This is a genomic window from Kitasatospora sp. NPDC022856 (assembly GCF_055561235.1).
Genome location: NZ_JBVHHE010000053.1, coordinates 1 through 12,459 on the forward strand (window position 1 = coordinate 1; position 12,459 = coordinate 12,459).

At 71.7% G+C, this 12,459-nt stretch carries 9 protein-coding genes and 1 pseudogene; 3 read left to right on the forward strand and 7 right to left on the reverse strand.

Annotated features, from left to right (window positions below; translation table 11 throughout):
* Nucleotides 1-313, reverse strand: a pseudogene (locus ACZ34W_RS34515) (proteasome ATPase); the annotation flags it as partial.
* A 285-nt stretch (nt 314-598) separates the two neighbouring features.
* Between ACZ34W_RS34515 and ACZ34W_RS34520 the strand changes: the two are divergent.
* Complete coding sequence (locus ACZ34W_RS34520) at nt 599-901, forward strand: ferredoxin (RefSeq protein ID WP_329486935.1); 303 nt, start codon at nt 599-601, stop codon at nt 899-901.
* A 215-nt stretch (nt 902-1,116) separates the two neighbouring features.
* Here ACZ34W_RS34520 and ACZ34W_RS34525 read toward each other — a convergent pair whose 3' ends face one another.
* The 3 genes from ACZ34W_RS34525 to ACZ34W_RS34535 all read right to left on the reverse strand — a co-directional run bounded on the left by ACZ34W_RS34525 (nt 1,117) and on the right by ACZ34W_RS34535 (nt 4,092).
* Nucleotides 1,117-1,722 carry a hypothetical protein gene (locus ACZ34W_RS34525; protein ID WP_465609848.1) on the reverse strand — a complete coding sequence of 202 codons (606 nt, stop codon included), beginning with the start codon at nt 1,720-1,722 and terminating at the stop codon, nt 1,117-1,119.
* Nucleotides 1,723-1,863: 141 nt separating this feature from the next.
* Complete coding sequence (locus ACZ34W_RS34530) at nt 1,864-2,826, reverse strand: tRNA (adenine-N1)-methyltransferase (RefSeq protein ID WP_329486937.1); 963 nt, start codon at nt 2,824-2,826, stop codon at nt 1,864-1,866.
* Between the two features lie 45 nt (nt 2,827-2,871).
* Complete coding sequence (locus ACZ34W_RS34535) at nt 2,872-4,092, reverse strand: site-2 protease family protein (RefSeq protein ID WP_465609850.1); 1,221 nt, start codon at nt 4,090-4,092, stop codon at nt 2,872-2,874.
* A gap of 172 nt (nt 4,093-4,264) precedes the next feature.
* Between ACZ34W_RS34535 and ACZ34W_RS34540 the strand changes: the two genes are divergently transcribed.
* Nucleotides 4,265-5,179 (forward strand): RecB family exonuclease, encoded by a 915-nt coding sequence (locus tag ACZ34W_RS34540; RefSeq protein WP_329486939.1) that lies wholly within the window; start codon nt 4,265-4,267, stop codon nt 5,177-5,179.
* Entirely contained in the window at nt 5,180-5,851 is a 672-nt protein-coding gene (locus tag ACZ34W_RS34545; RefSeq protein WP_329486940.1) for a response regulator transcription factor, read from the forward strand. It begins immediately after the preceding gene.
* A 99-nt stretch (nt 5,852-5,950) separates the two neighbouring features.
* On the opposite strand, the gene ACZ34W_RS34550 is transcribed toward ACZ34W_RS34545, so the two are convergent.
* The 3 genes from ACZ34W_RS34550 to metH form a co-directional block, all read right to left on the reverse strand.
* A complete protein-coding gene (locus tag ACZ34W_RS34550; protein ID WP_465609853.1) occupies nt 5,951-7,564 on the reverse strand; it encodes an ABC transporter substrate-binding protein in 1,614 nt (537 codons plus the stop codon).
* Between the two features lie 355 nt (nt 7,565-7,919).
* On the reverse strand, nt 7,920-8,624 hold the full coding sequence (locus tag ACZ34W_RS34555) for an HAD family hydrolase (RefSeq protein WP_329486942.1): 705 nt from the start codon (nt 8,622-8,624) through the stop codon (nt 7,920-7,922).
* A 145-nt stretch (nt 8,625-8,769) separates the two neighbouring features.
* Nucleotides 8,770-12,273, reverse strand: coding sequence for a methionine synthase (gene metH / locus ACZ34W_RS34560; protein ID WP_329486943.1), 3,504 nt, complete (start codon nt 12,271-12,273; stop codon nt 8,770-8,772).
* Nucleotides 12,274-12,459 lie beyond the last annotated feature (186 nt).

The following is a 12,459-nucleotide window of genomic DNA, read 5'->3' on the forward strand; positions in this document are numbered from 1 at the left end:
TCTGGCTGAGGAAGGTGCCGAATCCGGCCGGGGGCTGTGCCAGCCGGTCCACTTCCTCCTTGAGGGCCACGATCTGGTCGCGGGCCTCTCGCAGGGTGGAGGCGAGCCGTTCGTTCTGGGCGGACACGCCGGCCAGGTTGGTCTGGAGCTCGACGATCCGCTCTTCGAGGATTCTCGAATTGCGCGGCGAGTCGGCGAGCTTGCGGCGCAGCACGGCGATTTCCTGCTCAAGGTACGAGACCTGAGCGGCCTCGTCGGAACCACGAGCGGGCCGGCCGGTGCTGCGGTTGTAGTCGTCATCGTGGGCTGCCACGGTCCTCACCTCCTCCGGGGAGCTGGACGCTTCCAGACCCTACCTGGGACCAGGGGTCCGTAAACCCCTAGATCAAGAAAGATGGAACGGGCGTGTCCGATCTTCGCCCTCGCGTGCTTCCCCTCTGCTTAGGGGATACCCAGCGCGCACCACCCAAAGCCGACCAGATGTATCGTCGAACGAGTCGATATCCGATCGCGACCGAGGGTCGCGGTCAGATCGTTGTACGAATGGCGGGATTGCCTCCCATTTGGGGGCGACCCGGGACAGAAACGGCAGGGGACCATGTCGGTGACCGAAGAGGCGAAGGCCGGCGAAGCGCTGGAGGTGTGGATCGACCAGGATCTGTGCACCGGCGACGGCATCTGCGCGCAGTACGCGCCCGAGGTCTTCGAGCTGGACATCGACGGCCTCGCCTATGTGAAGGGCTCGGACGACGAGTTGCGCCAGCAGCCCGGCGAGACCGTGCCGGTGCCGCTGACGCTGCTTCAGGACGTGGTGGACTCGGTGAAGGACTGCCCGGGCGACTGCATCCACGTGCGCCGGGTCTCCGACCGGGCCGAGGTCTACGGCCCGGACGCCGAGTAGCCCGGGCCGGCGGACCCCTGAGCCCGGCGGGCACCCGCCCCGAGGCGACCGCGATCCCGCCCCGAGCCGAAGGGGCGCGCCGGTGCCGAAAGGGAGAAGCGAGGACACCCCGAGGAACGAGGGGCGTTGGAGCGCCGACCGTCGGCGCCGGGTCGAAGCGCCCCGGAGGCGAGCGGGCGAGAACACAGCCCCGGAGGCGAGCCGGCGAGTAGCAGTCAGGCCTGCGCCAGTGGAGCGGTGGTCTGGGAGCGGTTCCAGCCGGCGTCCTTGCGCGTCCAGGTGAGGTCGAGTGAGATGTCCGGGCTGAACCGCGGCACGTCGTCGCCGGAGTACCCCTGCGCGTGGCCGGTGATGGTGCCGTCGCTGCGCAGGCCGAGCCTTCCGACGGTGAGGTTCTCGCGCTCGGAGAGCAGGGTGGCCACCACGACGGGCCGGCCGTCGGGGCCGGTGCCGAGCAGGTAGACGGCGTCCGGCGGGGTGCCGTTCTCGGCCGCGCAGTGCGCGGCGGCGACGGTACCGGGCCGGCCGTCGCCGAGGTCGGCGGCGAAACTGACGGATATCTTGACCGGGAACGGGCCGCAGTCCAGCGGGAGTTCGGCCTTGGCCGGATCGGGCGCGGCGGCGGCCGGGAGGGCCTTCACGGTGGGGCGGGCCGGTTTCGGCGTCCCGGTGGCCGGATCCGCGGCGAGCACGGTGGCCACCACGGCGGCGCAGCCGCCGATCGCGAGGGCCCAGTGCCAGGGGGCCGATCGGGCGTGTCCGGGCCCGCTGCGGGCCTGCGGTGTCTGCTGCTCAACCCTCGCCGTGACCGCGGTCTCCACCAGGCGTCCCCTCCAGTGGGTCGGTGTGAGCGAGCATCGTCCCACACCGGCGTGGACGGAGGGTGGCGCGGGTGCGGGGGTAGCACGAAGGGGTGGTACGCGGGCGCGAAACCCGCTGTACCACCCCTGGTGGACGTACCGTCAGCCGAGCCGCTCCGGCTGCTCGACGTCGCCGGTGCGGGCGGCGGCCCGGGCGGCGGCGCGCTCCTGCAGGCTCGGCTCGGCCGAGCCGTTGTCGTAGTCCTCGCCGTACGCGCCCTTGGCCGGGCGGCGGCGGCGCAGCGGCGGCTCGACGCCGTCGGCGAGGCGGCGGGAGGTGAGCAGGAAGCCGGTGTGCCCGATCATCCGGTGGTCCGGGCGGACGGCCAGGCCCTCCAGGTGCCAGGTGCGGACCATGGTCTCCCAGGCCTGCGGCTCGGTGAAGGTGCCGTGCTCGCGCAGCGCCTCGACGGTCTTCGACATCTGCGTGGTGGTGGCCACGTAACAGCAGATGAGGCCGCCGGGGACGAGCGCCTTGGAGGCGACGTCCAGGCACTCCCAGGGGGCCAGCATGTCGAGGATGACGCGGTCGACGTCGGACTCCACCAGGTTGTCCTGGAGGTCGCCGACGGTGAGCTTCCACGCCGGGTGGGGCCCGCCGAAGTAGCGCTCGACGTTGCTCTGGGCGATGTCGGCGAAGTCCTGCCGGCGCTCGTAGGAGGCCAGCATGCCGGTGTCGCCGACGGCGCGCAGCAGGTAGGTGGAGAGCGCGCCGGAGCCGACGCCGGCCTCGACCACGCGGGCGCCGGCGAAGATGTCGGCCATGGCGAGGATCTGCCCGGCGTCCTTCGGGTAGATCACGGCGGCGCCGCGCGGCATGGACAGGACGTAGTCGGGGAGCAGGGGGCGCAGCGCGAGGTACGGGACGTTCCCCGTGGTGCGCACGACCGTGCCCTCGGGGGCGCCGATCAGCTCGTCGTGCGGGAACGCACCCTTGTGGGTGTGGAACTGGTTCCCGGCCTGGAGCGTGAACGTGTAGTGGCGGCCCTTCGGGTCGGTCAGCTGGACCTGGTCCCCGACCTGGAAGGGCCCGCGTCGGCGGGTGGCACCGGTCGGTTCGGACATGCGGACAATCCTAAGGGAAGCAGGCGCTCCGCCCGACCACGATGATCACCGGCCGGCGATCGCGGCGGTCAGCCGCCGCTCGATGTCGCTGAGCGTGGCGACGCCGTAGACCCGGCCGTCGGCCTCCACCACCAGGTACTCGGTGGCCGGGTGGGCCCGCAGGGCGCGCAGCAGGTCCTCGCCGGCGAGTTCGACGGGCAGCCGCAGGCCCGGTTCGAGGTCGCGGGCCAGTGCGCCGACGGCGATCCAGGGGCGGCGGTGCTCGGGGACCTCGCGGACCTGGGACTCGCGGACCAGGCCGATCGGGTCGCCGCGGCCGTCGACCACGACGACGGCGCCGGCCTGCTGCTCGCGGACCCGGCGCAGCGCCTCGCCCAGCGGGGTGTCCGCGCTGACCTCGACGCCCCGGCGGACGAGGTCGCGCAGCCGCAGGTCGGGCAGCACCTCCTTGAGCCGGGCCTGCTGCACGCCGGCGCCGGCGCCGTTCCAGATGATCACGGCCAGGACGGCGGCCAGCACGGCGTCGATCAGGGTGTCGGTGGTGGTCCGGTCGGCGCCGCGGGCGGCGCCGAGCAGCGGCAGGCCGATCAGGACGGCGACGGCCAGCACGCGGCCGGCCCAGGCGGCGGCGACGGTGCCGGTCATCGGCCGGCCGGTGACGGCCCAGACGACGGCGCGCAGCATCCGCCCGCCGTCCAGCGGGAGGCCGGGCAGCAGGTTGAAGGCGGCGACGACGAGGTTGGAGACCATCAGGCCGGTGAGCAGCACCCCGGGGACGCTGGAGAGCTCGACGGCCTGGACGGCGAGGTAGAAGACGCCGCCGAGGAGCAGCGAGAGCAGCGGGCCGACGAAGGCCAGCCAGAACTCCCGCCAGGGGCTCTCGGCCTCCTTCTCGATCTCGGAGACGCCGCCGAGGAACTGCAGCCGGATGCGGCGGACCCCGAGCCGGTAGCGGAGCGCGACCACGGTGTGGGCGAGCTCGTGGATGAGGACGGAGCCGTAGAACGCCACCGCGAAGAAGAACGCGACCAGGTAGCGGTTGGCGCCGAGCCCGGGCAGGACGTTCTCCAGCTGGCCGCCGAAGACCCAGGTGATCAGCGCGGCGATGACGAACCAGGAGGGGGTGACGTAGACGGGTACGCCGAAGGGCCGGCCCATCAGGATGCCGTTGCGGCCCTCCGGCTCCTCGGGCGGCCGGGGACCGGACCGGGAGTCGCCGTCCTGCGGGGGCCGGTCGGAGGTCTGACGCCCCCTGCTGTCGCTCACCGTGATCCCTTCGGTCGGTTCACTGTCGTGCGCCGTGCGCCGGTGCGCCCACGCTACGTGATCAGGGCCGGGTGCCGTCGCGCGCCCCTCTCGCAGGGTTCATACCCACTGGGAGGCCGGTGTGGCAGCACCGTGGCAGCGGGATGACAGCTCAGGGCAATAGGGTCGGGGTATGCAGCAGACCGACACCAGCAGCGCCGTCGTGGCCCCGGCGCGTCCACCGGCGCCGCCGACCGGCCTGTCCCCGTCCCGCGCGGGGGACTTCCTGACCTGCCCGCTGCTGTACCGGCTCCGGGTGATCGACAAGCTGCCGGAGCCCCCGAGCGCGGCGGCGACCCGGGGCACCCTGGTGCACGCGGTGCTGGAGCGGCTGTTCGACAGCCCGGCGGCCGACCGGACGCCGGAGCGGGCCCTGGGGCTGCTGCGGCCGCAGTGGGAGCGGCTGCTGGGCGAGCGCCCGGAGCTGGTCTCGCTGTTCCCGGAGGACCCGGACGGCGCGGCGCTGACCCGCTGGCTGGCGGACGCCGAGAAGCTCGTCGAGCGCTGGTTCCGGCTGGAGGACCCGACCCGGCTGCATCCGGTGGAGCGGGAGCTCTACGTGGAGACGGCCCTGGAGTCGGGGCTGCTGCTGCGCGGCTACATCGACCGGGTCGACGTCGCGCCCACCGGCGAGGTGCGGCTGGTGGACTACAAGACCGGCCGGGCGCCCTCGCGGGACTTCGAGGGCAAGGCGATGTTCCAGATGAAGTTCTACGCGCTGGTGGTGTGGCGGTGGAAGGGCGTGATCCCCAAGCGGTTGCAGCTGGTCTACCTCGGCGGGGGCGGGGACGTGGTCAGCTACGACCCGGACGAGGCCGACCTGCTCGCGGTGGAGCGCAAGCTGCAGGCGCTCTGGGAGCGGATCGGCGAGGCGGTGGCCACCGGCGACTTCCCCGCGACCCGCAACCGGCTCTGCGACTGGTGCGACCACCAGGCCAGTTGCCCGGAGTTCGGCGGCACTCCCCCGCCGTACCCGCTGCCGCTGCCGACGGCACGAACGTCTGACGAGGACGATCCCACGGGGGATCCGATGAGCAAGGAGTCCTAGGTGACGATCCGAGTGCTGCTGGTCGACGACCAGCCGCTGCTTCGCACCGGTTTCCGGATGATCCTGGAGGCCGAGGCCGACCTGGTGGTGGTCGGCGAGGCCGGCGACGGTCAGCAGGCGCTGGACCAGGTCCGGGCACTGCAGCCCGACGTGGTGCTGATGGACATCCGGATGCCCCGGATGGACGGCGTGGAGGCGACCCGCCGGATCGCCGGCCCGGGCCGCGACGGCCCGGCGAAGGTCCTGGTGCTGACCACCTTCGACCTCGACGAGTACGTGGTCGAGGCGCTGCGCGCGGGCGCCAGCGGCTTCCTGCTGAAGGACGTACCGGCCGAGGAGCTGGTGCAGGCGATCCGGGTGGTCGCGGACGGCGCGGCGATGCTCGCGCCGAGCATCACCCGGCGGCTGCTGGACATGTACGCCACCAAGCTGCCCTCGGGCGAGGAGGCGCCGCCGCAGGCGCTGAACGCGCTGACCGAGCGTGAGCTGGAGGTGCTGAAGCTGGTGGCGCGCGGCCTGTCGAACGCGGAGATCGCGGCGGAGCTGTTCGTCAGCGAGACCACGGTGAAGACGCACGTCGGCCATGTGCTGACCAAGCTTCAGCTGCGGGACCGGGTCCAGGCCGCGGTCTACGCGTACGAGAGCGGGCTGGTGCGCCCCGGCGCGCTCTGAGCCCGGACCGGTCCGGACATGACGGTGGCCCGTCCGCTCCCCTTGCACCCTGGGGGGAGCGGACGGGCCACCGTGCTGAGGGTCACCCGGTGGAACGGGTCACTTGCCGAGCCGGCCGATCTCCCAGAAGCGGAAGAAGCCGGTGGTGTCCACGGTCGACTCCACGCCGGTGATGTTCGAACGCGAGGCGAAGAAGGCCTTGTTCTGGAACAGCGGGATCAGCGGCGCGTTGTCGGCGACGATGCCCTGGATCTGCGCGTAGGTGGCGGAGGCGGCGGCGCGGTCGGCCTGCTTGAGGCTCTCGGGCACCAGCTTCTGGCTGATCCGCGGGTCGTCCCAGCCGTGGTGGTAGGCCCCGCCCTCGACGATCAGCGGCGCGACGTAGTTGTCGGCGTCCGGGTAGTCGGCGAACCAACCGATGGTGTAGGCCTGGTACTTGCCCTCGACCCAGCCCTTCTTGTAGACGTCCCAGTCCGCCTCGTGCTGGACGGTCACCTGGAAGACGCCGCCGGCCTCCAGCTGCTTCTTCAGCGCGTCGGCCTCGGCGCCCTCGGCGCGCGAACGCGACCAGGTGAGGTTCAGCTTGACCGGCATCGGGACCTTGGCCGCGGTGAGGATCGCCTTGGCCTTGGTGACGTCCTGGTCGCCGTACTTGTCGAAGAAGGCGGTGTTGTGGCCGGCGACACCGGCCGGGACCATCGAGTAGAGCGGCTGGACGGTGCGCGCGAAGACGTCGCGGGCGAGCGACTTGCGGTCGATCAGCTGCGCGGCGGCCTGCCGGACGGCGACGTTGCCGCCGGTCGCGTCCTTGGTGTTGAAGACCAGATAGCGGGTGTCGTTGCTGTCGCCCTCGACGACCTGCAGGTCGCTCTTGCCGCCCTGCTGGTCGGACAGGACCTGGGCCGCGGTGTTGGGCTCCAGGCTGTTGTCGGCGAGGTCGATGTCGCCCTTGTCGAGCGCGGCCTTCAGCTCGGCCGGCTTGTCGAAGTACCGGAGGGTGAACTTCTTGTTCCGGAGCTTGGCGTCGCCGGTGTACTTGTCGTTCGGGGACAGCGCGACCTTGCCGGGGACCTTGGCGCCGCCCTCGATGGTCGTGGTCTCGATCGAGTCGATCTTGTACGGGCCGGAGCCGACCAGCTTGTCGTTGGCGAGCAGCTTGTCGGCCGGGAAGACCTCCTGGTCGACGATGGCGCCCGCCGGGCCCGCGAGCTTCGCGGGGAGCGTCGCGTCCGGCGCCGAGAGGTGGAAGACCACCTCGGTGTCGCCCTTGGCCTCGACCGACTTGATCGACTCCAGCAGGCCCGCCGGGCCGCTCTGGTCGGCGATCTTCTTCGTCCGGTCGATGGAGAAGGCGACGTCGGCGGCGGTCAGCGCGTGGCCGTTGGAGAACTTCAGGCCGCCCTTGAGCGTGCAGTGGTACTGGGTGACGTCGCCCGCGGTGAACTCGCAGGACTGCGCGGCGTCCGGACCGGGGGTGCTGGAGGCGGCCGGGTAGGACAGCAGCGACTGGAAGGTGTTGCGCAGCAGCAGCCAGGAGCCGGCGTCGTACGCGCCGGCCGGGTCCAGCGTGTTGGTGACCGAGGTGGTCCCCATCGTGATCGCCTTGTCGCCGTCCCCCTTGACGGCGTCGGTGACCGAGCCGCAGCCGGCCACCGAGACGGCCACCAGGCCGGCGCAGCCGAGCACTGCCAGTCGTTCAGCTGAAGTCTTCACGGGTCGCGTCCTTCGGGTGCGGTCCGGCCGGGGCCGGCGGCCCGCGCTCGGTTGATCCTCCGGGGTCGTGGAGGTCGTGCACGGACCGGGCGCCGTGCGACCGCGGGCAGGACGGGGTTGCCCGTCAGCGGCGATGGCAGGGCTCGGGGGTGGGGAACGAACTGGAGTAGCGTGCCATATCGAACAGACCCCACCGATACCCGTACAGGTGACAGTTGGGACACGAGGGGACGGTGTGGGCGCGACCATTCGACGAGTTGTCAGGCAATGCCCGTTTTCTCCCCGGGGACTCACCGTGAGCGGACGTGGCCGACCACGTACCGGGCGGTAAGCGGTCTCCGCAATGAGACGACAATCACACTCGCGAGGCGACGAGCGAGCGGAGCAGTTCAAGATCGACGCCCTCCAGCGAGGGCAGCACCAGGCGCCCGGGGGCCGGCTCGATCGGCGCCACCGACGGCACCGCGATCACCGGGCAGCCGGCCGCCTCCGCCGCGCGGACACCGGTCGGCGCGTCCTCCACCACCACGCAGCGGCCCGGCTCCGCCCCCAGTCGCCGCGCCGCCTCCAGGTACGGGTCCGGGTGCGGCTTGGTGCGCGGCACCTCGTCCCCGGCGACCGTGAAGGCGAAGTGGTGGGCACCCAGCGACCGCAGCACGATGTCGATCACGTGCCGGTGCGAGGCGGACACCAGGGCGGTCGGAACGCCGTGCGCGGCAAGGGTGTTGAGCAGTCGCTCGGCGCCCGGCATGAGTGGCACGCCGCCGCCCAGCAGGTCCACGAAGCGCTGGTTGATCAGGACGGTCAGATCGGCCGGCGCGAGGTCCACGCCGGTGGCGGCCAGCAGGTAGTCGATCACCCGGCTCATCGGGCCGCCGACCACGTGGGCGCGGTCGTTCTCGTCGAGCGTGTAGCCCAGCTCGGCGAAGAGCGAGGCCTCGGCCTGCCACCAGAGGTTCTCGGTGTCGACCAGCGTCCCGTCCATGTCCAGCAGCACCGCCTGGAGGCCCCGGCCGTCGCCGTGGTCGAGGGTCCGGGTGGCGGTGGAGATGGTGGTCATGGCGCGGGTCCTTCCGTCCGTGCCCCGGGGCGCTGCCCCTGGGGATGGCACAGGCCGGCCCGCTGGTGAGCGGACCGGCCCGTTCAGGATGATCCAGGATACGCCCCGCTCCGCCGAAAGGAACGAACGGTGCGCGACGCGGGGGTTACCGCGCGTTGAAGTACTTGGCCTCCGGGTGGTGGATCACGATCGCGTCCGTGGACTGCTCGGGGTGCAGCTGGAACTCCTCCGAGAGCACCACGCCGATCCGCTCGGGCCGCAGCAGCTCGGTGATCTTCGCGCGGTCCTCCAGCTCCGGGCAGGCCCCGTAGCCGAGCGAGAACCGGGCGCCCCGGTACTTCAGCGCGAACATGTCCTTGACGTCCTGCGGGTCCTCGCCGGAGAAGCCCAGCTCGAAGCGGACCCGGGCGTGCCAGAACTCGGCCAGCGCCTCGGCCAGCTGCACCGAGAGGCCGTGCAGCTCCAGGTAGTCGCGGTAGGAGTTGTTGGCGAACAGCTCGTTCGCCGCCTCGGAGATCCGGTTGCCCATGGTGACGACCTGGAGGCCCAGCACGTCCCGCTCGCCCGACTCCTCCGGGCGGAAGAAGTCCGCCAGGCAGAGCCGGCGCCCGCGCCGCTGGCGCGGGAAGGTGAAGCGGGTCCGCTCGGTGCCGTCCTCGTTGTGGACGATCAGGTCGTCGCCCTTGGAGTTGGCCGGGTAGTAGCCGTAGACCACGGCCGGCTCCAGCCAGCCCTCGGTCTGCAGCCGGTCCAGCCACATCCGCAGCCGCGGCCGGCCCTCGGTCTCCACCAGCTCCTCGTACGAGGGGCCCTCCCCGGTGCGCGCGGCCTTCAGGCCCCACTGGCCCTTGAACAGCGCGTCCTCGTCCAGCCAGGAGGCGTAATCGGCGAACGGCACGCCCTTGACGATCCGGTCGCCCCAGAACGGCGGCTCCGGCACGGTGTTGTCGACCGAGACGTCCGAGCGGACCTGGCCGAGGTTGACCTCCTCCGGCTCCTCGACCTCGACCCGGGCGTGCCGGCGCTGCTTGAGCTCCGGCAGGGCCGCCCCGGGCACGCCGCGCTTGACCGCGATCAGCGCGTCCATCAGCCGCAGGCCCTCGAAGGCGTCCCGGGCGTAGCGGACCTCCCCCTCGTAGATCTCGTGCAGGTCCTGCTCGACGTAGGCCCGGGTGAGCGCGGCGCCGCCGAGGATCACCGGGTAGTCGGCAGCCAGCTTGCGCTGGTTCAGCTCCTGCAGGTTCTCCTTCATGATCACGGTGGACTTCACCAGCAGGCCGGACATCCCGATGACGTCCGCCCGGTGCTCCTGGGCGGCGTCCAGGATCGCCGAGACCGGCTGCTTGATGCCCAGGTTGACCACGGTGTAGCCGTTGTTGGACAGGATGATGTCGACCAGGTTCTTGCCGATGTCGTGGACGTCGCCCTTGACGGTGGCCAGCACGATGGTGCCCTTGCCCTCGTCGTCGGACTTCTCCATGTGCGGCTCCAGGTGGGCCACCGCGGTCTTCATCACCTCGGCGGACTGGAGCACGAACGGCAGCTGCATCTGGCCGGAGCCGAACAGCTCGCCGACCACCTTCATGCCGGCCAGCAGCGTGCTGTTGACGATCTCCAGCGCCGGGCGCTGCGCCAGCGCCTCGTCCAGGTCGGCCTCCAGGCCGTTGCGCTCGCCGTCGATGATCCGGCGCTGCAGGCGCTCCTCCAGCGGCAGCGCCGCCAGCTCCTCCGCCTTGGACGCCCTCATCGAGGTCGAGGAGACGCCCTCGAACAGCTGGAGCAGCTTCTGCAGCGGGTCGTAGCCCTCGCTGCGGCGGTCGTAGACCAGGTCCAGGGCGACGTCGCGCTGGTCCTCCGGGATCCGGGCCATCGGCAGGATCTTCGAGGCGTGCACGATCGCGGAGTCCAGGCCCGCCTCGACGCACTCGTTCAGGAAGACCGAGTTGATCACCATCCGGGCCGCCGGGCTCAGCCCGAAGGAGATGTTGGACAGGCCCAGGGTGGTCTGCACGTCCGGGTGGCGGCGCTTGAGCTCGCGGATCGCCTCGATGGTCTCGATGCCGTCCCGGCGGGACTCCTCCTGGCCGGTGCCCAGGGTGAAGGCCAGGCAGTCGACCAGGATCGAGCCCTCGTCGATGCCGTACTCGGTGGTGAGCTGGGTGATCAGCCGCTCGGCGATGGCGACCTTGGTCTCGGCGGTGCGGGCCTGGCCGTCCTCGTCGATGGTGAGGGCGATCAGGCCGGCGCCGTGCTCGCGGGCCAGCGAGGCGATCCGGCCGAACCGGGTGTCCGGGCCGTCGCCGTCCTCGTAGTTGACCGAGTTGAGCACCGCTCGGCCGCCGAGCGCCTCCAGACCGGCCCGCAGGACCTCCGGCTCGGTGGAGTCGAGCACGATCGGCAGGGTCGAGGCGGTGGCCAGCCGGCCGGCCACCTCCTTCATGTCGGCGACGCCGTCGCGGCCGACGTAGTCCACGCAGAGGTCCAGCAGGTGGGAGCCGTCCCGGATCTGCTCGCGGGCGATCTCCACGCAGGCCTGCCAGTCGCCGGCCAGCATCGAGTCGCGGAACTTCTTCGAGCCGTTGGCGTTGGTGCGCTCGCCGATCGCCAGGTAGGAGGTGTCCTGGCGGAACGGCACCGCCTGGTACAGCGAGGCGGCCGAGGGCTCCGGGCGCGGGGTGCGGGCGACCACCGGGCGGCCCTGGACGCGCTCGACCACCTGGCGCAGGTGCTCGGGCGTGGTGCCGCAGCAGCCGCCGACCAGCGAGAGGCCGTACTCCCGGGTGAAGACGTCGTGCGCCTCGGCCAGCTCGGCCGGGGACAGCGGGTAGTGGGCGCCGTCCTTGCCCAGCACCGGCAGGCCCGCGTTCGGCATGCAGGAGAGGCCGATCTTCGCGTTCTTGGCCAGGTAGCGCAGGTGCTCGCTCATCTCGGCCGGGCCGGTGGCGCAGTTCAGGCCGATGTAGTCGACGCCCAGCGGCTCCAGCGCGGCCAGCGCCGCGCCGATCTCCGAGCCGAGCAGCATGGTGCCGGTGGTCTCGACCGTCACCTGGACCAGGACCGGCAGGTCCAGCCCCGCCTCGGCGAGCGCGCGCTTGGAGCCGAGGATCGCGGCCTTGGTCTGCAGCAGGTCCTGGCTGGTCTCCACCAGCAGCGCGTCGGCGCCGCCGGCGATCAGGCCGGCCGCGTTCAGCTGGAAGCCGTCGCGCAGCACCTCGTACGGGGCGTGGCCGAGGGTGGGCAGCTTGGTGCCGGGGCCGATCGAGCCGAGCACCCAGCGGGTGCGGCCGTCGGTGAAGGAGTCGGCGGCTTCCCGGGCGATCCGGGCGCCCGCCTCGGACAGCTCGAAGATCCGCTCGGGGATGTCGTACTCGCCGAGCGCCGAGAAGTTGGCGCCGAAGGTGTTGGTCTCCACGCAGTCCACGCCGACCGCGAAGTACGCGTCGTGGACCGAGCGGACGATGTCGGGCCGGGTGATGTTGAGGACCTCGTTGCAGCCTTCCAGGTTCTGGAAGTCCTCCAGGCTCGGGTCCTGGGCCTGGAGCATGGTTCCCATCGCCCCGTCGGCCACCACCACCCTGGTGGCGAGCGACTCACGCAGCGCGTTCGCGCGGCTCTGCTGGGTGACGGACGGGTCGGCTGCAGTGGCCATGGGGCTTCTCCCTGGGTGCGACGGCTGTCGGCTTTGCACGCCCGCTGAATCGGGCACGCACGTCGCCAGGGTATCCGGCCGGTGCCATGGATCGGGTGACCATTTCGTATCCTGAGCACTCGCCGCGACGGGGGAGCGACTGCATGGCGGGTCGAAGCGCACGGATACGACGGCTCGGACGGGCCC

Excerpts from the sequence above, each read along its gene's own strand:
- ACZ34W_RS34540 (WP_329486939.1), top strand. The coding sequence starts at position 4,265 with ATGCAGCAGACCGACACCAGCAGCGCCGTCGTGGCCCCGGCGCGTCCA.
- ACZ34W_RS34530 (WP_329486937.1), bottom strand. The coding sequence starts at position 2,826 with ATGTCCGAACCGACCGGTGCCACCCGCCGACGCGGGCCCTTCCAGGTC.
- ACZ34W_RS34555 (WP_329486942.1), bottom strand. The coding sequence starts at position 8,624 with ATGACCACCATCTCCACCGCCACCCGGACCCTCGACCACGGCGACGGC.
- metH (WP_329486943.1), bottom strand. The coding sequence starts at position 12,273 with ATGGCCACTGCAGCCGACCCGTCCGTCACCCAGCAGAGCCGCGCGAAC.
- ACZ34W_RS34520 (WP_329486935.1), top strand. The coding sequence starts at position 599 with ATGTCGGTGACCGAAGAGGCGAAGGCCGGCGAAGCGCTGGAGGTGTGG.